20 protein-coding genes, 7 tRNA genes and 1 riboswitch are annotated in these 20644 nt (G+C 31.5%); of the genes, 26 read left to right on the top strand and 1 reads right to left on the bottom strand.

Features of this window, described 5'->3' with window-relative positions:
• Positions 1 to 5: 5 nt before the first annotated feature.
• The 13 genes from atpE to mreB all read left to right on the top strand — a co-directional run bounded on the left by atpE (position 6) and on the right by mreB (position 11765).
• Positions 6 to 221, top strand: a complete 216-nt coding sequence (atpE, locus tag CLCHR_RS06615; RefSeq protein ID WP_079438908.1) for an ATP synthase F0 subunit C — start codon at positions 6 to 8, stop codon at positions 219 to 221.
• Between the two features lie 52 nt (positions 222 to 273).
• Complete coding sequence (locus CLCHR_RS06610) at positions 274 to 753, top strand: F0F1 ATP synthase subunit B (RefSeq protein ID WP_079438907.1); 480 nt, start codon at positions 274 to 276, stop codon at positions 751 to 753.
• A gap of 2 nt (positions 754 to 755) precedes the next feature.
• A complete protein-coding gene (locus tag CLCHR_RS06605) occupies positions 756 to 1295 on the top strand; it encodes a F0F1 ATP synthase subunit delta (RefSeq protein WP_079438906.1) in 540 nt (179 codons plus the stop codon).
• A gap of 10 nt (positions 1296 to 1305) precedes the next feature.
• Positions 1306 to 2820: a F0F1 ATP synthase subunit alpha gene (atpA, locus tag CLCHR_RS06600; RefSeq protein WP_079438905.1), complete on the top strand. Its 1515-nt coding sequence runs from the start codon at positions 1306 to 1308 to the stop codon at positions 2818 to 2820.
• Between the two features lie 39 nt (positions 2821 to 2859).
• On the top strand, positions 2860 to 3714 hold the full coding sequence (atpG, locus tag CLCHR_RS06595) for an ATP synthase F1 subunit gamma (RefSeq protein WP_079438904.1): 855 nt from the start codon (positions 2860 to 2862) through the stop codon (positions 3712 to 3714).
• An 11-nt stretch (positions 3715 to 3725) separates the two neighbouring features.
• The gene (gene atpD, locus CLCHR_RS06590; protein ID WP_079438903.1) at positions 3726 to 5117 is read left to right on the top strand and encodes a F0F1 ATP synthase subunit beta; all 1392 of its coding nucleotides are present in this window, start codon (positions 3726 to 3728) and stop codon (positions 5115 to 5117) included.
• A gap of 15 nt (positions 5118 to 5132) precedes the next feature.
• Positions 5133 to 5540 (top strand): ATP synthase F1 subunit epsilon, encoded by a 408-nt coding sequence (gene atpC, locus CLCHR_RS06585; protein WP_079438902.1) that lies wholly within the window; start codon positions 5133 to 5135, stop codon positions 5538 to 5540.
• A gap of 311 nt (positions 5541 to 5851) precedes the next feature.
• Positions 5852 to 6502, top strand: coding sequence for a hypothetical protein (locus CLCHR_RS06580; protein WP_079438901.1), 651 nt, complete (start codon positions 5852 to 5854; stop codon positions 6500 to 6502).
• A gap of 168 nt (positions 6503 to 6670) precedes the next feature.
• Positions 6671 to 7933 carry a UDP-N-acetylglucosamine 1-carboxyvinyltransferase gene (murA, locus tag CLCHR_RS06575; RefSeq protein ID WP_079438900.1) on the top strand — a complete coding sequence of 421 codons (1263 nt, stop codon included), beginning with the start codon at positions 6671 to 6673 and terminating at the stop codon, positions 7931 to 7933.
• A 143-nt stretch (positions 7934 to 8076) separates the two neighbouring features.
• A complete protein-coding gene (spoIID, locus tag CLCHR_RS06570) occupies positions 8077 to 9135 on the top strand; it encodes a stage II sporulation protein D (RefSeq protein ID WP_079438899.1) in 1059 nt (352 codons plus the stop codon).
• A gap of 420 nt (positions 9136 to 9555) precedes the next feature.
• Positions 9556 to 10287: a M23 family metallopeptidase gene (locus tag CLCHR_RS06565; protein WP_079438898.1), complete on the top strand. Its 732-nt coding sequence runs from the start codon at positions 9556 to 9558 to the stop codon at positions 10285 to 10287.
• Between the two features lie 109 nt (positions 10288 to 10396).
• Positions 10397 to 10651: a sporulation transcriptional regulator SpoIIID gene (gene spoIIID, locus CLCHR_RS06560; protein ID WP_079438897.1), complete on the top strand. Its 255-nt coding sequence runs from the start codon at positions 10397 to 10399 to the stop codon at positions 10649 to 10651.
• A 79-nt stretch (positions 10652 to 10730) separates the two neighbouring features.
• A complete protein-coding gene (gene mreB / locus CLCHR_RS06555) occupies positions 10731 to 11765 on the top strand; it encodes a rod shape-determining protein (RefSeq protein WP_079438896.1) in 1035 nt (344 codons plus the stop codon).
• 53 nt (positions 11766 to 11818) lie between these two features.
• On the opposite strand, the gene yyaC is transcribed toward mreB, so the two are convergent.
• Positions 11819 to 12349 carry a spore protease YyaC gene (gene yyaC / locus CLCHR_RS06550; protein WP_079438895.1) on the bottom strand — a complete coding sequence of 177 codons (531 nt, stop codon included), beginning with the start codon at positions 12347 to 12349 and terminating at the stop codon, positions 11819 to 11821.
• Positions 12350 to 12445: 96 nt separating this feature from the next.
• Between yyaC and CLCHR_RS06545 the strand changes: the two genes are divergently transcribed.
• The 13 genes from CLCHR_RS06545 to hpf all read left to right on the top strand — a co-directional run bounded on the left by CLCHR_RS06545 (position 12446) and on the right by hpf (position 20621).
• Entirely contained in the window at positions 12446 to 12847 is a 402-nt protein-coding gene (locus CLCHR_RS06545; RefSeq protein ID WP_079438894.1) for a hypothetical protein, read from the top strand.
• Positions 12848 to 13008: 161 nt separating this feature from the next.
• Positions 13009 to 13093, top strand: a tRNA-Tyr gene (locus CLCHR_RS06540).
• Positions 13094 to 13100: 7 nt separating this feature from the next.
• Positions 13101 to 13176, top strand: a tRNA-Val gene (locus CLCHR_RS06535).
• Between the two features lie 27 nt (positions 13177 to 13203).
• Positions 13204 to 13278, top strand: a tRNA-Thr gene (locus CLCHR_RS06530).
• Positions 13279 to 13290: 12 nt separating this feature from the next.
• Positions 13291 to 13375, top strand: a tRNA-Tyr gene (locus tag CLCHR_RS06525).
• A 7-nt stretch (positions 13376 to 13382) separates the two neighbouring features.
• Positions 13383 to 13458, top strand: a tRNA-Val gene (locus tag CLCHR_RS06520).
• Positions 13459 to 13486: 28 nt separating this feature from the next.
• Positions 13487 to 13561, top strand: a tRNA-Thr gene (locus CLCHR_RS06515).
• A 12-nt stretch (positions 13562 to 13573) separates the two neighbouring features.
• Positions 13574 to 13658, top strand: a tRNA-Tyr gene (locus CLCHR_RS06510).
• 117 nt (positions 13659 to 13775) lie between these two features.
• Positions 13776 to 13874, top strand: a riboswitch (SAM riboswitch).
• A 378-nt stretch (positions 13875 to 14252) separates the two neighbouring features.
• Complete coding sequence (gene metK, locus CLCHR_RS06505) at positions 14253 to 15428, top strand: methionine adenosyltransferase (protein ID WP_079438893.1); 1176 nt, start codon at positions 14253 to 14255, stop codon at positions 15426 to 15428.
• Between the two features lie 351 nt (positions 15429 to 15779).
• Positions 15780 to 18008 (top strand): SF1B family DNA helicase RecD2, encoded by a 2229-nt coding sequence (gene recD2, locus CLCHR_RS06500; RefSeq protein ID WP_079438892.1) that lies wholly within the window; start codon positions 15780 to 15782, stop codon positions 18006 to 18008.
• A gap of 18 nt (positions 18009 to 18026) precedes the next feature.
• Complete coding sequence (locus CLCHR_RS06495) at positions 18027 to 19043, top strand: hypothetical protein (RefSeq protein ID WP_079438891.1); 1017 nt, start codon at positions 18027 to 18029, stop codon at positions 19041 to 19043.
• Positions 19016 to 19672 carry a ComF family protein gene (locus CLCHR_RS06490; protein ID WP_079438890.1) on the top strand — a complete coding sequence of 219 codons (657 nt, stop codon included), beginning with the start codon at positions 19016 to 19018 and terminating at the stop codon, positions 19670 to 19672. The genes CLCHR_RS06495 and CLCHR_RS06490 overlap by 28 nt, the downstream gene beginning before the upstream one ends.
• A gap of 415 nt (positions 19673 to 20087) precedes the next feature.
• Positions 20088 to 20621 (top strand): ribosome hibernation-promoting factor, HPF/YfiA family, encoded by a 534-nt coding sequence (hpf, locus tag CLCHR_RS06485; RefSeq protein WP_079438889.1) that lies wholly within the window; start codon positions 20088 to 20090, stop codon positions 20619 to 20621.
• Positions 20622 to 20644 lie beyond the last annotated feature (23 nt).

The following is a 20644-nucleotide window of genomic DNA, read 5'->3' as shown; positions in this document are numbered from 1 at the left end:
TAATAATGAGTTTAGGAGTTCTAGCAGCTGGTATAGCTGTATTATCTGGTATTGGAGCAGGAATAGGTATTGGAGTAGCAACTGGTAAAGCAGTTGAAGCAGTTTCAAGACAACCAGAAGCACAAGGAAAAATAATGACATTCTTAATATTAGGTGCAGCACTTTGTGAAACAACTGCAATATACGGATTAGTAATGGCATTTATGTTAATGAACAAATAATGAATTCGCATGAGTTAATTACATTGACTCCGAAGGGAGGATATAGGTAAAAATGGAGATTAAAATATCAACACTGATAATGAACTGGATTAATTTTGGTATAATAATTTTAATCTTAAGACATTTCTTTTGGAATAAAATCAAAGGAATAATTGAAGAGAGACAAAATCTTATAGACCAAAAAATAAGCAAGGCTGATGAAGATGCTGAAAAAGCAAGAATGTATTTAGTAAAGAATGAACAAATTTTACAATCAGCTAAAGAAGAAGGTAAAAAAATCACTGAAGGACAAAGAGAAAAAGGTGATAAACTTTATGCAGAAATTGTTCAAAATGCTAAAACAGAAGCAAATTCATTAAAAGAAAGAGCAAGTTTAGAAATTGAAAGAGAAAAAGAAAAAGCAGAATACGAAATTAAAAAACAAGCAGTAGATTTAGCAATAGAACTTTCAGTTAAAGCTTTAGGACAACAAATTGATGAAGATACACATAGAAAACTTATTGGTGATTTTATTGCTAAGGTAGGTATGTAAGTATGTATGAATATTTAGATCGAAGGTATGCCTTAGCTTTATATGAAATTGCTGAAAGAAACAACAAAGTGGATGAATACATACAAGACTTAAAGGAAATTTGTGACCTAATTGAAAATAACACAGACTTTTATGAAATTGTTAAACATCCAGAAATTAATACAACAAAAAAGAAACAACTTTTTACTGACTTATTTAAAGGGAAAATTGATAATGAATTACTTTCTTTTATGGCTGTATTAATTGAAAAAAATAGAATACTTGACTTAAGAGGAAAGCTAAATCAATTAATTAATATCGATTTAGAAAGAAAAAATATCCTTAGAGGTATAGTGAAAACAGCTGTACCGATTTTACAAGAGGAATTAGAAAAGTTAACGGTAATTTTTGAGAAAAAGTATGAAAAGAAAATATTGTTTGAAACTGAAATAGATAAAAGCGTTTTAGGTGGAGTTTATTTAAGAATTGGAAATGATGTTATCGATGGTACTGTAAAATCAAAAATACAAGAAATGAAAGATTTAATGCTTAAGAAAGAATAGAGGTGAATCCATGAATATTAAACCAGAAGAAATAACTTCTATTATTAAAAAAGAAATAGAAAAATACGAAAAACAAATCAAAACGGTAGATTCTGGTACTATAATCCAAGTTGGAGATGGTGTTTCAAGAGTTTATGGATTAGATAATTGTATGGGAGGGGAATTATTGGAATTCCCTAATGATGTATACGGAATGGCTTTAAACCTTGAACAAGATAACGTTGGTTGCGTTCTTTTAGGAGATGAAAAGGGAATAAAAGAAGGTGACATTGTTAAAGGAACGGGTAAAGTAGTTGAAATTCCTGTTGGAGAGTCTCTAATAGGTAGAGTTGTTAATGCTTTAGGGTTACCGATAGATGGAAAAGGCCCAGCTGTTACAACTGAAACTAGACCTATAGAAGTTGCAGCTCCTAGCATAATTGACAGAAGCTCAGTTAATGAACCATTACAAACTGGGATAAAAGCTATAGATTCAATGATTCCAATTGGTAGAGGTCAAAGAGAGCTTATAATAGGGGACAGACAAACAGGTAAAACTGCAATAGGTATAGATACTATTATTAACCAAAAAGGTAAAGACGTTATTTGTATATATGTAGCCATTGGACAAAAGCAATCTACAGTTGCTCATTTAGTAAATACATTTACTGAAACTGGAGCTATGGATTATACTATAGTTGTAAGTGCTACAGCATCAGAATCAGCTCCATTACAATATCTAGCTCCATACGCAGGATGTACAATAGGAGAATATTTTATGCATAAGGGGAAAGATGTATTGATTATATACGATGATCTTTCTAAGCATGCAGTAGCTTATAGAGCTATGTCATTATTACTTAAGAGACCGCCAGGTAGAGAAGCTTATCCAGGGGATGTTTTCTATATCCATTCAAGATTGCTTGAAAGAGCAGCAAAATTATCTAAGGAATTAGGTGGAGGATCATTAACAGCTCTTCCAATAATAGAAACACAAGCTGGAGACGTTACTGCGTACATACCAACAAATGTTATATCAATAACAGATGGGCAAATATTCTTAGAATCTGATTTGTTTAATGCAGGTCAAAGACCAGCAGTAAATGCAGGTATATCAGTATCAAGAGTTGGTGGTAATGCGCAAATTAAAGCAATGAAACAAGTTAGTGGTACGTTAAGACTTGAACTTGCACAATATAGAGAATTAGAAGCTTTTGCTCAATTTGGATCTGATTTAGATAGTGATTCTAGTAGAAGACTTGAAAAAGGTAAGAGATTGGTTGAAGTGTTAAAGCAAGATCAATATAGTCCAATAGAAGTTGGAAAGCAAATTGTAATATTATATGCTGCAGTTAATGATTTCTTATCAGACATTAAAGTTAGTGATATAAGAAGATTTGAAAAAGAATTCTTAGAATATATTGATACTCATCATAGAGAAATAGAACAATCAATTGTTGCGGGAAAAACTTTAACTGATGAAATAAAATCTATGTTAGAGGAAGCAATAGTTGAGTTTAAAAAGATATTTTTAAAGGAAGCATAGCTTAAATTAAGCTATGCCCTTCTTTAGGAGGTGGAAATCATGGGTGCAGCTGGACTTCTAGATATTAAAAAGAGACTTAAATCAGTAGAAAATACCAGAAAAATCACAAATGCCATGGGGCTTGTTGCCACTTCTAAGCTGAGAAAATCCAAAAATGAATTAACAGTGAATAATGGATTTATTGACGCAACTGAACCAATAATAAAAAATCTTGCAAGTACTGTGTCTGGATACGGTAATAATATTTACATTAATGGAAACAAGAGTGAGAATAAATTATACGTAGTAATAACTTCAGATTCAGGCTTATGTGGTGGATTCAATAGTAATGTAGTTTCTTACTTAGAATCTATAACTAGAGAAAAGCGAAAAAATGCTAAGATTATTTTAGTTGGTGCTAAAGGTGGTAGTTACCTTAGAAGAGCAAAACTTGAACCTATAGCAGAGTATGTTGGTATTTCAGATTTACCGACAGTAAGTGATGCAAAAATGATATTTGATAAAGCCCTTGATATGTATTTGAATGAAGAAGTTTCGGAAATTAATATTGTATATTCTAATTTTGTGTCAGCAGTTAAACAGGAGCCGAAGGCTGTTAAAATATTACCGATAGAGAAATCTGAAGGTAATACAAATTCTGCTATTATACAACCAGATTTAGAAACAATATTAGAGGATGCTCTTAATATTTATATAAAGGGAAAGATTAGAAGTATTTTATTAAGTTCTAAATGTAGTGAGCAAAGTTCAAGAATGCAAGCTATGGATGGGGCTACAAAAAATGCTGATGATTTATTATCAGATTTAAAACTTAAGTTTAATAGAATTAGACAAGGCGTAATTACGCAAGAAATAAGTGAAATTGTTGGAGGAGCAGCAGCTCAAAATACGTAAGGAGGTATCTTATGCCTGGAAAGATAGGGAAAATAGTTCAAGTAATTGGACCGGTAATAGATATAAAATTTGATTCGGATTCTCTTCCAAATCTATATAATGCGATTAATATTAATATGGGAGATCACGAATTAGTAGCTGAAGTAGAGCAACACGTTGGAGATGATATAGTTAGAACAATCGCTATGTCAGCTACAGAAGGTTTAAAAAGAGGAATGGATGCTGTTGATACAGGAGCACCAATCTCTGTACCAGTAGGTGAAGTGGTATTAGGTAGATTATTCAATGTTTTAGGAGAAACTATCGATAAAGCTGGAGATATTGAAATAAATGAAAAATATCCAATTCATAGAGCAGCACCAAGCTTCAAAGATCAATCAGTTGAACCTGAAATGTTCGAAACAGGAATTAAGGTTGTTGACTTACTTGCACCATATCAAAAAGGTGGTAAGATAGGTCTATTCGGAGGAGCCGGAGTTGGTAAAACAGTATTAATACAAGAATTAATAAATAATATTGCGACTCAACATGGTGGATTATCAGTATTTACTGGAGTTGGTGAAAGATCAAGAGAAGGTAACGATTTATACCATGAAATGAAAGATTCGGGAGTTATTAGTAAGACTGCTTTGGTATTTGGTCAAATGAATGAACCGCCAGGTGCTAGAATGAGAGTTGCTTTAACAGGACTTACTATGGCAGAGTATTTTAGAGATAAGGGTCAAGATGTGTTACTATTTATTGATAACATATTTAGATATACTCAAGCAGGTTCTGAGGTTTCGGCATTACTTGGAAGAATACCTTCAGCGGTTGGATACCAACCAACACTTGCGACTGAAATGGGTGCCCTTCAAGAAAGAATTACATCAACTGTCAATGGATCTATTACATCAGTTCAAGCGGTATATGTTCCTGCCGATGATTTAACAGACCCAGCACCAGCGACCACATTCTCGCATCTAGATGCAACAACAGTTTTATCTAGAGGTATAGCTGAGCTTGGTATATATCCAGCGGTTGATCCTTTAGAATCTACATCAAGAATTCTTGATCCAAGAATAGTTGGAGAAGAACACTATGATGTAGCTGCTGGTGTTAAGCGTGTTCTTGCAAAATACAAAGAGCTACAAGATATTATAGCAATCTTAGGTGTTGATGAATTATCTGATGAAGATAAGGCAGTTGTAGCAAGAGCAAGAAGAATACAAAGATTCTTATCACAACCATTTACAGTTGCTGAGCAATTTACTGGAATGCAAGGGAAATATGTTCCGGTAAAGGAAACTGTAAAAGGATTTAGAGAAATTCTTGAGGGTAAATATGATGATTTACCAGAATCTGCATTCTTATTTGCAGGTTCTATAGAAGAAGTTATAGAAAAAGCAAAAAGTATAGGATAAAGGGGATGAGCAATTATGGCTAATACCTTTTTACTAAAAATCATTACGCCTGACCGTGAAGTTTACAGTGGAGAAATTGAGAAAGTTTCTTTAAAAAGTGCAGACGGTGGCTTTGAAGTTTATGCTAATCATGCAAGTATGATAGCAAGTACTATACCTTGTATTGCAAGATTTAAAGATGCTCAAGGCGTTGATAATGAGTTATTCATTTCAAAGGCACTTGCTCAAGTTAGCAATAATCAAATGATAATTTGCAGTGATGCTGCTGAATTCGAGGAAGATATTGATACAGCAAGAGCAGAAGATGCCAAGGTAAGAGCAGAAAATAGATTGAGAGAAGCTGGTTTATACAACAAGGAGAGAGCAGAATCAGCTTTGCTTAGAGCAAAACAAAGATTAATATTAACAAACACTAAGAAATAGGTTTGTGAATTTAAAGTGCAACATGTGCAGTGTGGATGAAAATCTATATTAAACATGTGCACTTTATTTTTTTATTCTATATATTGACAATCTATCACAAAATTTTAATAAGTTTATATTATATATATATAGCTGGATAGAAAAGGGAATAAAAATTAGAAGATTGGCCATAATTTAAGAAAGATAAAGTGAAGCTTTTTAGGTGGAGTTTTACACTCCTACTGAATTTAGTTGAACTAATTCAGGACCGTGCAACCGTTATTAAAGAGTATTACGGATGCTAGCTATTGGATAAATGAGGGGGATTAGATATGAATATAAGACTAAGTATAATCGCTTTTATATTATTATCTTTTTTAAATATAGGAGCTATTTCTAAGAATATGAGTGATACGGATAATTCATTTAGCATTATAGAAAATAATATTTCATGTGTAAGTGAATTTGAAGAAAATGGTGTGAAATTTCAATATAAAACTAAAGAAACAATTGATATAGAGCGCTTTAGAATAAAAGAATGCCTAACTAAAGACATAAAGGGATTATATAAGGAACTTGGAGAAAATGAATTTGAAATTATTAATGAAGATTTAAGCGCAAGTGTGAAGTTGTGGAGTGATACTCAATACAATTTTGTCGAGATTATATTGATAAATAAAAATTCTAAGTATTCAGCCACTGATTTGAAAAATATTGTTCATAAATTAGATGATCACAAATTAAAGGATATACAATATTTTTTATATTATGAAGGAAAAATCGATGATATAGATAATGAAAATTTAATAAGTAAGTTCATTAGTGAGAATAACCTACAAGATATAAAAACTACAAATATTAATAATGGTTATGTAGGAACCGGATATCTAAATAATAAAGATAGAATTAATTTTGCACAAGTCAAATATAATACTGGTTCACATATAATAATTGGTACGCCAATAATATTTGCAACATATTAAGACATATTGAGAACTTTTCAATATGATTGTTTATTTTGTTTCATTTAATGTAAGTAAGTTTTAATTACAATTTGATGTAAGGAAAATATCTTAATGCGTTAATGATACAAAGTATAAATCATTTGGATAGTCATTTCAAATGCTTAACAATTCATTATGGAGGATAATATGGAGAAAATAGTGGTTAAAGGTGTAAAGGAACTTAAGGGTGAAGTGAATATAAGCTGTGCTAAAAATTCAATTTTACCTATAATTGCAGCAACTATATTGTGCCCAGAGCCTATAGTTATTGAGGATACACCTAAATTAGAAGATGTTGATGTTATATGTAAACTATTAAGTGAATTAAATTGTGATGTTAATATTTCAAATGTAAACAATAGATTAACTATAGATACAAAGAATATAGTAGAGATGGATGCAAATACAGAACTTATGAGGAAGATGAGAGCATCATTCTTGATTATGGGGCCTATGCTTGCCAGATTTGGATATTGCAAGCTATCACTACCAGGTGGATGTAACATAGGAAGTAGACCAATCGATTTACATCTTAAGGGGTTTAAGTTACTTGGAGCTGACATTATAATGGGGCATGGTTTTGTAGAAGTGAAGGCGAAAAAAATGATTGGAAGCAGAATATATCTAGATTTTCCTTCAGTTGGTGCAACAGAAAATATCATGATGGCATCGGTGTTTGCCGAGGGTACCACTATAATAGAAAATGCAGCAGAAGAGCCGGAAATTTGGGATTTAGCACAATTCTTAAATAAAATGGGTGCTAAAATAAAGGGAGCTGGATTTGGAAAAATAACTATAGAAGGAATAAAAAGCTTGAAGGGAATAAGCTATAGGCCTATATGTGATCGAATAGAAGCAGGAACTTTTATGATAGCTGCTGCTATTACAAATAGTAAGCTAAAGATTAATGGAGTAAATGAAGAACATTTAAGACCTGTGATAGAAAAACTAAAAGAATGCGGAGTTAAGTTTAGTGAATATATAAATAATTCAGTAATTGTGGATGGAAGAGCCACTAAGAAACCTCTAGACATAAAAACACTTCCATACCCTGGATTTCCAACTGACATGCAGGCACAGATGATGAGCTTATTATCAATTGTTGAAGGTGTAAGTGTTATTACAGAAACAGTTTTTGAAAATAGATTTATGCATGTAGCAGAACTTCAAAGAATGGGGGCTAATATAAAAATCGATGGGAGGACAGCTATAATTGAAGGAGCACAAAAATTGACAGGATGTGAGGTTAAGGCAACGGACTTAAGAGCAGGGGCAGCATTGATTTTAGGAGGTTTGGTAGCGGAAGGAGAAACTGAAATAAGTGATATCTACCATATTGACAGAGGATATGTTGAAATTGAAGAAAAATTTAGAAGACTAGGAGCAGAAATTTACAGGATAAATGTTTAAATATGAAAGATTGCAAGAGACTATCTTATTTTTAGATAGTCTTTTTTATGTTTAAATTTAGGGTGAAGTGGAATGCATAAAAGTTAACATAATTATAAAAGTTAAACATATACTTTATAGTGCAGGCTTTAGGAGGATAAGTTATGAAAATAATTAATGTAAAAACTAAAAATATTAAGATAGATAGCAGTGTGAAGACAATCGGTGTCATGACCGTGTTTATTGTTATTATATTAGTAGTACTGCCTTTAATTTTTCTGGGCACTGGAAAGGGAATTAACAGTGAATTTAGTTTGGACAATAATGATATAGTAAAGAATTCAAACATAGTTTTTCCTGTTGATGGGAAAGTTAAGCTTTACCGTAAGTCGGAAGATAGAGTTGAGGAATTAGATTTGGAAGATTATATAATGGGAGTTGTAGCAAGTGAAGTCCCAGCTAGCTTTGAAGAAGAAGCGTTAAAGGCTCAGGCAGTTGCAGCAAGAACATTTTATATGAATAAAAGGAATAATCCAGATAAAGACTCTAAAGCAAAAGGAGCAGAAGTTTGTGATACTATAAATTGTCAAGTTTACATGAGTAAAGAAGAAAGAGTATCTAAATGGGGGAAAAGTCAAGCAGAGAGCAACTGGGAAAGGATAAGAGAGTCAGTTTTAGATACAAAGGGTCAAGTTCTTACTTATGATGGGAAAGTGTTAGAATATCCTCAATTTTTTGCAACCAGTTCAGGTAAAACAGAAGATGCTAAAGATGTATTCTCAGTTGATGTACCATATTTAAAATCTGAAGAAAGCAAAGGTGAGGAAATTGCTCCAAAGTATAAAACAACTATAAAAATTCCGGTGAGTGAATTTGTAAATAAAGTAACTGGAAGATATACAAACTCAAATATTAAGAAAGATAATTTATTATCTCAAATTAAGATAGAAAGTTATACTGAGGGTGGTAGCGTAAAGGAAATAAAGGTGGGGAACACTACCATAAAAGGGACTGAGTTTAGGGAGCTATTTAATTTAAATTCAACAAATTTTAAGCTGAGTTTTGAGAATAATGTAGTATCTGTGAATTGTACAGGCTATGGTCATGGCGTTGGTATGAGTCAGTGGGGAGCAAATGTCATGGCTAAAAATGGTTCTGCATATGAGGAAATTCTTAAGCATTACTATAATGGAGTAAAAATTCAAGAAATAGAATATAAATGACATGGAATTATTTCAAGATACAGTGAACTAAGTTTGGAAAATATTAATATGGAAGAAATATTTGTAATTAATTTTAAATATTACAAATATTTCTTCTTTTTTTGTTTAAAGAATAAGAAGAAGGACATAATCTAGCTAACACTAAATTTTATTGGAAATTATAATGGAGTGCTATATGAAGCAGCGAATAATAATCCCTATAAATTTAGTTGAACTTATACATGAAAGAGGTGAAAGTCTAGGATTTGGTAGTTATAAATTATAGCTTATGAGTTATGAGTTCATAATTATTAGTACTAGGTAAATGTTCGCGGTTTATTATTGAAAATTTTAAAAAATGAAAAATAAAATGTAATAAAAGTGCTTGGTTATGTATTATTTTTCATAAAAAGGGAACTATAACAATAGGAGGTGTTCATATTGAACAAAAATTTAAAAGAGAAATTCAGAAATTTGATTAGGAAGGAGGGATTTTACATCGCTTTATTCCTTTGTCTTTGCATAATAGTTACAGTTGGAACTATTTCTTATAAAATGCTGAGCAATAGAAGTGAAGTTAATAAGACTGAAGATATTAATAAAGAATTAACATTGAACTCAGACGACAGTGGAAAAACAGTTAATGAAGTTCAGAATGCTGAGAGAGTTGATAATTCTTCAAGTAATAAAAATACAACTGATAAGACAAAGACAGAAAAAGCAGCTACGGTAGCTACAAATAATACAGTGAGTTTTGTGAATCCTTTAGATGGTGTTGAGAGCAGAAAATATACTTATCCAGCACCGGTAAAAGTAGAAGAAGGTATTTTTAGAACTATTAGAGGTGTAAACTTAGAAGCTAAAATAGGCACAGATGTTAAAGCGGCAGCCGATGGAGTAGTAGAGCTTGTAGATAATTCAGGAGTAGAAGAAGGTGTAGTTGTAGAAATTAAACATGCAAATGGATTGAGAACAAGATATGGTAATCTTGATGCCAATGTTTTAGTAAAAAAAGGTAGTAAGGTTACAGCAAATCAAGTCATCGCTAAAGTCGGAGAAACTGCAAAGGTATTTAGTAAAGATTCATTTGGAGAGTTTTTAAATTTACAAGTAATTGATGCTAATGGAGAACAAGTTAATCCAGAAAAATATTTTAAATTAAAATCTAAATAATATTTTATGAAAACAAAATATTAGTCATTCATTAATTCAAAATGAATGACTAATACAAAATGTGAGATTATGTAATTTATAAAAGTATTTAATTAAAGGAAGTGGTATTTTGAAAGATTATATTGAGGAAAGAGTCTTAGATGTAGCAAAGTATATTATTGATTCAAAAGCTACAATAAGAAAAACTGCCAAAGTTTTTGGAGTAAGTAAAAGTACGATTCATAAAGATATGACAGAAAGACTTTTAAAAATTAATCCAGAAATAGCACAAGAAACTCATTCAATTCTAGAATTGAATAAAGCTGAGAGACATATTAGAGGTGGAAAAGCCACTCAAATGAAATATAAAATTATTGAATCTTAATAAGATTAAGTCTATAATATATTATTAGTAGAATTATGTAAACATAGGTATTAATATGTATTATAGGAGTGAATAAGAGATGTGCTTTTGGAGAACAGGGATAGACCTTGCGATTGACTTAGGAACAGCAACTGTACTAGTTTATGTAAAGGGTAAAGGGGTGATATTAAAAGAGCCTTCTGTTGTAGCTATAAATAAAAATAATAATAAATTGTTGGCTATTGGTGAAGAAGCTAGAAAAATGATAGGAAGAACCCCCGGAAATATAGTTGCAGTAAGACCGTTAAGAGATGGTGTTATTTCAGATTATGACATAACACAAAAGATGCTAAAAGAATTTATTAGGAAAGCATGTGGAAAAAGAGGTATTAGGGCTCCTAAAGTAATTGTTTGCGTACCATCTCAAGCTACAGAAGTAGAGAAGAGAGCTGTAATTGATGCAGCTATGAATTCAGGAGCAAAAACAGTTCATTTAATAGAGGAACCGTTAGCAGCTGCTATTGGAGCAGGGCTAGATATTACAAAGCCTAATGGATGCATGGTAGTAGATATTGGAGGAGGGACTTGCGATATCGCTGTAATTTCACTGGGTGGAGTAGTAGAAAGAGAATCAATAAAAGTGGCTGGAGATAAATTTGATGATGCTATAATAAAGTATGTGCGAAATGAATATAAGTTAATGATAGGTGAAAAGACAGCCGAGGATTTAAAAATTAATATTGGTTCAGCATTTAAGAATTCTAGAAATCTATCATGTATGATGAAAGGTAGAAATCTTATCACAGGATTACCAGACGAAGTAGAAATTACAACAGAAGAGATAAGAAATGCAATAAAAGAACCTGTAGAAATAATAGTTGACACAGTAAAAAAAGTGTTAGAAAAAACACCACCTGAATTGGCTTCAGATATAATCGAACGAGGAATATTAATGACCGGTGGAGGTGCGTTAATACACGGATTAGATAAGCTTATAGAATTTAAGACAGGAGTAGCGGCAATGGTTGCTGAAGATTCTGTAGAGTGTGTCGCTAAAGGAACTGGTAAAGTACTTAGTTACATAGACAAGTTGGATGGAGATGTAAACTCTCAGCAAATAGTGCTTATAGAATAGCAGAAAAATAACAGTCAAAATAAGTAATTTTGGCTGTTATTTTTTATGAAATTTTAAATGGTTGGGAATTGCCCGCGATTTAAGTTATAGGCTTCCATAAAAATTCTGGATATAATCTTAGCCATATCCATAATAAAAGAAAGTCTTATACTGCGAGAAAAGAAGAATTCGGCATTGTCGCTAGAGTCAACAATACCAATAACTGATGCAATTCCGACTTCTGGAAGCTCCTTGCCCACGCCTTTACCTGGATGTATTGCGTAATTTCTTATGCGAATTTCACCTATGTCGTCTTCATCACCCAAACAAGCATCAACACCAATAATAGATGCATCAGGATGATTGGATTGTATTTCACTTAAGCGTTCATCTATATTTAAGGCGTGAATTGGAGAAGATAAGGTACCATAAACAGGTAGGGGGAAGAAATTCTCAGTTAGTATAGTTCCAACTAATGGACCAAGACAATCTCCAATGCATTTATCAGTACCAATGCAAACTATTACCGTATTTTCGGTGATATAATTTTTAATTTCTAAAGTTAGATTGTAATTAAATTTAAGATTAATATCTGGTTTCATCAAGAATATATACCCCCTTTATAGATATATATGAGGAATAGAAAGAAGATAGTATAAAAAAAATATAAATGGTAATTAATAGTAATAAAGGAGGTATTTATGAAGAAGTATTTAATAGGTTTATTTTTATTTATCACAGTAATAATGAATATTTATTTAGTATTTTACTGGGAACCACAGGGTCAAATGAGTGCAAAAAAAGAAGATGTTGAAACGGTGGTGTCATATACAAAATCAATATATAAAGTAAATAAAGGAAAAATATTGGAACAATTATCACCTGAAAATAAGAAAGAATTAGAACAAATAATGAAAAAACTATCAGCACTAGATATGGGAAGAATAAAAGAATATTATGAAGAACCTGATGAGGAAAAAGGAGTAATAAATGCTTTTAAGCTTTTAAAGAAGAGACTTTCGAGTGAGGATTACAATAAACTGGAACAACTAAGCTCTTCATTTTTAGATATAAAGAGAATAAATGAAAAAATAAGAAAATAATTAGATTACTATGTTAAATGGAAGTATGATGTAGAAATATGAAGTAATCCGGGGATAATTTCGCTAAAAAGAGTAATTATAGAGTTGAAATAAAATCACTTTGCAGATATACTAATCATTGTTGATTAGCAATACGACAAGTGCAACAAACAAAACAATATGGAGGAATTCCCGAGTGGCCAAAGGGGGCAGACTGTAAATCTGTTACGTTTCGTTTCGATGGTTCGAATCCATCTTCCTCCACCATTAAGATGGGCGCATAGCTCAGCTGGGAGAGCACCTGCCTTACAAGCAGGGGGTCACAGGTTCGAGCCCTGTTGTGCCCACCATCTTAAAAAAAATAATCAAATAAACATGCTGGCATGGCTCAACGGTAGAGCAGCTGACTTGTAATCAGCAGGTTGTAGGTTCGATTCCTATTGCCAGCTCCAACAAAATAATATGGAGGAATTCCCGAGTGGCCAAAGGGGGCAGACTGTAAATCTGTTACGTTTCGTTTCGATGGTTCGAATCCATCTTCCTCCACCATTAAGATGGGCGCATAGCTCAGCTGGGAGAGCACCTGCCTTACAAGCAGGGGGTCACAGGTTCGAGCCCTGTTGTGCCCACCATCTTAAAAAAATATAATTAAATAAATATGCTGGCATGGCTCAACGGTAGAGCAGCTGACTTGTAATCAGCAGGTTGTAGGTTCGATTCCTATTGCCAGCTCCAACAAAATAATATGGAGGAATTCCCGAGTGGCCAAAGGGGGCAGACTGTAAATCTGTTACGTTTCGTTTCGATGGTTCGAATCCATCTTCCTCCACCAAAAAGAATAAACATAGTTTATTCTTTTTTATTGAATATTAGCATAATAATAGATAGTTATAATATTGACTAATTATGGATGCTGTGATAAAATATTTTTGAAAATTAAATTATGTAACTCTTATCAAGAGAGGTGGAGGGATAGGGCCCTGTGAAACCCGGCAACCTGTATTAATATAAGGTGCCAATTCCTGTAGATATTTCTACAAGATAAGAAAATGATTGTTAAAATCGCGCTCTTCTTATCGAAGAGCTTTTTTTATTTATCTGATGTCGAGCAACTGTAATGCTCCTAATCCCTATTAAGATTGTTGCTAACAGTGGAACGACTCTAGACGAGGCACCCCTTGAAGGTATAACTTCAACTAAGATTCAGATGAAGAATAAGCTCCACCTGAATCAAGTTTCACTTGATATCATTAAGTTTACGCGTGCTTAATTATTAAAGTAAAAAATATTAGAAATCAATGGAGAAGAGTAATTTAATTTGGTTTATATTGTATTTAAAATATAATAAGTAGATATAAGTTTTTTAAAATAAAATAATATATGTATAAAATAAAATGATACATATATAAGTGAAGGAGAGAACAAAATGAGAAGATTATTTACTTCAGAATCAGTTACAGAAGGGCATCCAGATAAAATGTGTGACCAAATCTCTGATGCTATATTAGATGCTATTTTGACACAAGATCCACTTGCTAGAGTTGCTTGTGAAACATGCACTACTACAGGTATGGTTATGGTAATGGGAGAAATAACAACAAATTGTTATGTTGATATTCCAAAGGTAGTTAGACAAACAGTAAGAGAAATTGGATATGATAGAGCAAAATTCGGATTTGACTGTGATACTTGCTCAGTTATCACATCAATAGATGAACAATCAGCCGATATTGCAATGGGTGTTGATGAAGCTTTTGAATCAAGAAAAGGTGAAAAAGATGCAGTAGAGGCAGTTGGAGCTGGAGACCAAGGTATGATGTTTGGTTTTGCGACTAATGAAACAGAGGATTTTATGCCGCTTCCAGTATACATGGCTCATAAATTATCAAGAAGACTTACAGAAGTAAGAAAAGATGGTACTTTAAATTATTTAAGACCAGATGGTAAAACTCAAGTTACTGTTGAATATGAAGATAATGTACCTAAGAGAATAGATACTATAGTTATATCAACACAACATGATGAGAAAGTAACTTTAGAACAAATTCAAGAAGATCTTAAAAAGTATGTTATAGACGCTGTTGTTCCAGCAGAGTTATTAGATAGTGAAACTAGATATTTCATTAACCCAACAGGTAGATTTGTTGTTGGAGGCCCTCAAGGAGATTCAGGGTTAACAGGAAGAAAGATAATAGTTGATACATACGGTGGTTATGGTAGACACGGTGGCGGAGCTTTCTCTGGAAAAGATCCAACTAAGGTAGACAGATCAGCTGCTTATGCTGCAAGATGGGTAGCTAAGAATTTAGTTGCTGCAGGTGTTGCTGATAAACTTGAAATTCAATTAGCTTATGCAATTGGTGTTGCTAAACCAGTTTCAATTGAAGTGGAAACTTTTGGAACGGGAAAGATTGATGAAGATAAGATTGTTGAAATAGTGGAAAAAGTTTTTGATTTAAGACCAGGAGCTATAATTAGAGATCTTGACTTAAGAAGACCTATTTATAGACAAACAGCTGCTTATGGACATTTCGGTAGAAATGATCTTAATCTACCATGGGAACAATTAAATAAAGCTGAAGAAATAAAAAAATATATCTAAGCTTTAATTGTTACTAATTAAAGCGTAATTTAAATCACTAGAGTAACTTAAAAATAGTATAGATGTATTTATTAGCTGTCTTAAATTTATTTAGGACAGCTTTATTGCGTAATGAATTTTTAATTTTATCAAGAATTAGTTAATGTATGCTGTTGTTAGATATCTTTGAGACCGTCACTTTCAAATAAGTCTAATATTCATAAGAAATTATTATATTAGAATAATATTAACAAATTAATAGTGTTAAACTATTGTGCAATTTATTTGTGATATAATAAAAAAAGAAATAAATCTAAAGTTAAATTTTATTCTTAGCAGTTTAAATAAACATAAAAAGTTTGGAGAGATTCTATGGAAGTTCTAAATGGTTTTGTAGAAAGCATTGTATTTAAAAGTGAGGATACTGGTTATGTAGTTTGTAGGATTAGGAATGAGAAAAATTTAATTAATGCTGTTGGAACTGTTCCGTTTTTGAAGGAAGGACAGAATGTAAAATTAACAGGATACTGGACAGTGCATAAGCAGTTTGGTAATCAATTTAATATTCAAGATTATGAAGAACTTCTTCCAAACTCATTAGATGGAATAGAGAAATACTTGAGTGCTGGAATAATACATGGAATTGGACCTGTAACAGCTAAGAAGATAATAGAAAAGTTTGGTGAAGAAACTTTAGATATCATGGAAAATCATATCGAAAGGCTTACGGAAATAGAAGGCATAGGCGAAAAAAAATTTCAAATAATATATGAATCTTATATAGAACAACAAGGCTTAAAAGATATAATACTATATTTTCATAAACATGGCGTTACTAATAACCAATGCATGAAGATTTATAAGAAATTTGGACCAAATGCAAGACATATAGTAGAAGATAATCCTTATATACTATGTGATGAAATATCCGGTATTGGATTTAAGACGGCAGATAGAATTGCAATGAGTATAGGAATTGAAGGCAGTTCAGATTTTAGAATACAAAGCTGCATTAAATATGTAATGAATCAATTTTGTGGTGCAGGTAACACATTTATGCCGAAGGATAATATAATAGAGGAATGTGAAAGAAATTTATTAATATCTAAGGAAGTAATCGAGAAGAACATATATGATATGTCGGCGCAGCAAAAAATTATTGTTGAAAATGTAAATGGAATTGAAGTGGGTTTTTTACTCCAGTACTATTATTGTGAGCTAGGTGTGACAAGTAAAATAATTACTTTAGGGTTGCAACAAATACAAACTATAAATTCTGACATTGATTTTGAAATTGATGTATTTGAAAAGGAACAAAATATAAAATTTGCAGAGTCACAGAGGGAAGCGATTAGTGGAGCTTTTAATAACGGTATAGAAATAATAACAGGAGGTCCTGGAACCGGTAAGACAACAATAATAAAAGCTATAATACATATTTATGAGAATAATGGGATGAAGGTAATACTTGGAGCACCCACAGGAAGAGCTGCTAAAAGAATGACTGAATCAACAGGAAGGGAAGCTAAAACAATACATAGATTATTAGAAATGGGGATCGCGGAAGATGATGAATCGGTCTTTGAGAAAGGAGAATCATCACCTCTAGATTGCGATGTGATAATCATTGATGAGGCATCTATGATTGATATAATGCTAATGCAAAATTTACTAAAAGCTATTAATTTAGGAACAAGATTAATAATTGTAGGAGATGTAGATCAATTGCCGTCTGTTGGGCCAGGAAACGTATTAAAGGATCTTATAGAAAGTGAATATATAAAGGTTGTAAGATTAAAAGAAATCTTTAGGCAGGGGTCAGAAAGTCTGATTGTAGTAAATGCACATAGGATAAATCAAGGTGAGATGCCATTATTAAATCAAAAGGATAAAGATTTTTTCTTTATTAATGAAGAAAATCAAGAAAGAATAGCTAATACAATAATGGATTTAATGAATAGGAGACTTCCTAAGTTTAATAAATCATGGGATAAATTAAAAGATATGCAGGTATTAACTCCTATGAGAAAAGGGGTGCTCGGAGTAACTAACTTAAATACTATTCTTCAAGAAATGTTTAATTCACCATCAAAAGATAAAAAAGAAAAGACTTCTCGAGATATAATTTTTAGAGAAGGAGATAAAGTTATGCAGACTAAGAACAACTATACTTTAAAATGGGTTAGAGTTAGTGGTTATGGTGAAAGTGAAGGTGTTGGTGTATTTAATGGTGATTTGGGATTTATAGAGAGTATAGATGATGAGAGAAAAACTCTTACCATTATATTTGATGAGGAAAGAAAAGTAATTTACGATTTTAATTTTTTAGATGAATTAGATTTAGCATATGCAACTACAATACATAAAAGTCAGGGAAGCGAATTTAAAGTTGTAATAATGCCAGTGTTTATGGGTTCACCTTTTTTGATGAACCGTAATTTACTCTATACGGGGATCACAAGAGCTAAACAATTAGTAGTTGTTGTTGGATTTCAAAAAGCATTAATGTATATGATTAATAATACAAATAGCATAGAAAGATATTCGGCATTAAAACATAGAATTAAAGATATAATAACTAAAGATGAGTTTGAAAATTAATTGAAGGGAGATAGGTGTATGAGGAATGTATCTAAAGTAACAGAAGAAGATTTGAAATACGCATTTGATAAAATAGAGTATTGGTATAAGAAAAATATCAAATTTCTAACAATTGTTACAGTCCCGTTTAATACATCATGTATTTTTTCAAATATAATATGTAAGCTTGCCCAAAACAATAATAAAGTATTATATGTTTGGGGAAAGAATGGAGAGAATAGAGAACTTGTTAACATTGTAAGAGAACTTAATTCAAATATAACTCATTCTTATATTGAAAAGGGGCATTCGAACTCAGATTTTACATTTATTCATTATAGCAACTTGATGAAGGTTAAAGAACATTATGATTTGGTGATTTTTGATGACATTACATACTTTTCTAATTTAAGTAATGTAACTGTAAGAGATATGCTTGAAATTTGTGCAAGTTTGGGCAAAAGAGTGCTGATATATAGTATAGAAAAATTGGCTCTAGTTGGTGAGAAGCTTGAGCTTGTAGCATATAACTACAAAAAACCTTTTGTGGAACCCAGAATATTAACAACTAGAATAGATCTGAATTTAGATATTCCATTTACTCTTTATGACTATTTTAAGTGGTTCAGAGAAAGCAATCATAAAGTAGTTATTTATGTACCAAACAGAGAAAAACTTAGCATAGTATATGATTATTTTTCTAATAAATTAAAGCTTCAAGACGTGAAGGTAATAAAAGTATCAGAAAAAGATGAAATGAAGAGATGTGAAAAGGTATCAAAATATAAAGATAAGGCAATATTTGTAATAACCAATAAAATAGAGGAGTTACTTGAATATTGCTATATGGATGATGCAGTAATATTATTTTCTGATAATGAGAGATATACGTATAAGAAACTACTATATGTATGTGGACAAATAAGAAATGTTAATCTTAAATTACCTGAGGTTTTATTAGTTTCAAATGAGGTATCAGATGATATGGAAAGAGCAAAAAGTATGGCAAGAGATTTCAATAAAAAAGTATGGGAGAAACGCTTAATAGAATTATAAGAAATTTGTGGGAAGGACTAATTGAAGTAATATATCCAAGAGAAAATTATTGCATTATATGTAGAGATGATGATTGTTTTGGAATTTGTGAAAATTGTAGAAAAGATATAAAAAGAATAAAGAATTTATATCAAGATAAAATAATAAGCTACGGTTATTATGGTGGAGTATTAAAGGAGTTAATATTAAAGTTTAAATATAAGAACAATTTTACGGCGGGGGATATACTAACAGAGCTGCTTGAAGAATATATTATTAATAATTTTAACTACAAGGAATACATAATAACATATATACCTCTATCAAAAAAATCAAAAAAGGTAAGAGGATTTAATCAATGCGAATATATGGCTAAAAAGATATCTAGAGATTTATCAATTAGAAGTTTAGAGATATTAATTAAAAGTAAGGAAACAAAAGAACAGAAAACATTAAAAAAGGAAGAAAGATACGAAAATATAAAAAATGCTTTTAATATAAAAAGAGGAATAAAATTAAAGGGATGTAATATTATACTAATAGATGATGTAATTACTACCGGTGCAACCATTAATGAAGCGTATAAATTATTAAAAAAATATCAAGTAAACGATATAAAACTATTGACCTTAGCCAAAAGTCATATATAATATTAATGTAAAGCTAGGTTTGTGGTTGAAAGTCGAAGCTAGTCGCAGGCAAAACGATCCACGTAATTTAGGCAAAATGTCTAAGGAGCATGGTGCGGTATAGAAGTAAGTCCTGCCAGTTATATTCTGAGAGGGTTAGTAGTGAGGGATTAAATTCTATTAGCAAAAGCTCCAGCAGGCGAGTGTGGGGTCAAAAACCAGGTCAACTAGCTTTACTTTTATTTATATTTGAATTATTGCTAACGGACCAAATGAGAAATCTATTCTGAAATTTACAGTTAGATTTATTTTTTGCGCTTAATTTTCAGAATAAACTGATAATTGTCTTGTTAAGTTAGTAAAAAGATGATAAAATAATAATAACTTAAAGATATTAAGTTTAAAAAACTTTTTCATATGAGAGGGGCTGGAATTAATGAAAGTCACAGTTATAGCAAAAAATATAGAACTAACAGATGCACTAAGAGAAATAGTGCAAAAAAAGATAAGCAAATTGGAAAAGTATTTTGAAGTGGGCGTAGAAGCTAAGGTTACACTAAGTGTTCAAAAAAATAGACATAAAATAGAAGTTATGATTCCGTTTAATGGGGTAGTATTAAGAGGTGAGGAATCGACTTCTGATATGTACAAGTCATTAGACTTGGTAGAAGATAAATTGGAAAGACAAATTAGAAAGCAAAAAACTAGATTGTCTAGAAAACATAGTGGATCATTGAAATTTGCAGAAATAAATAATATAGATATCAATCCATCAGATGAGGAGTCTGGAAATTTAGTTAGAGTAAAGAAATTTGGAGTAAAACCAATGAATTCTGAAGAGGCAATTCTTCAAATGGATTTATTGGGACATAATTTCTTTGTATATCAAGATGCTGATAGCAGTAAGGTGAATGTAATTTATAAAAGAAAAGATGGAGATTATGGTTTGTTAGAACCAGAATTTATATAAAATTCATGAATATGACTGTTCGA

This window comes from Clostridium chromiireducens, from assembly GCF_002029255.1.
In the GTDB taxonomy this organism is placed as follows: Bacteria; Bacillota; Clostridia; order Clostridiales; family Clostridiaceae; genus Clostridium; species Clostridium chromiireducens.
This window is presented reverse-complemented; position numbering and strand designations above follow the sequence as displayed.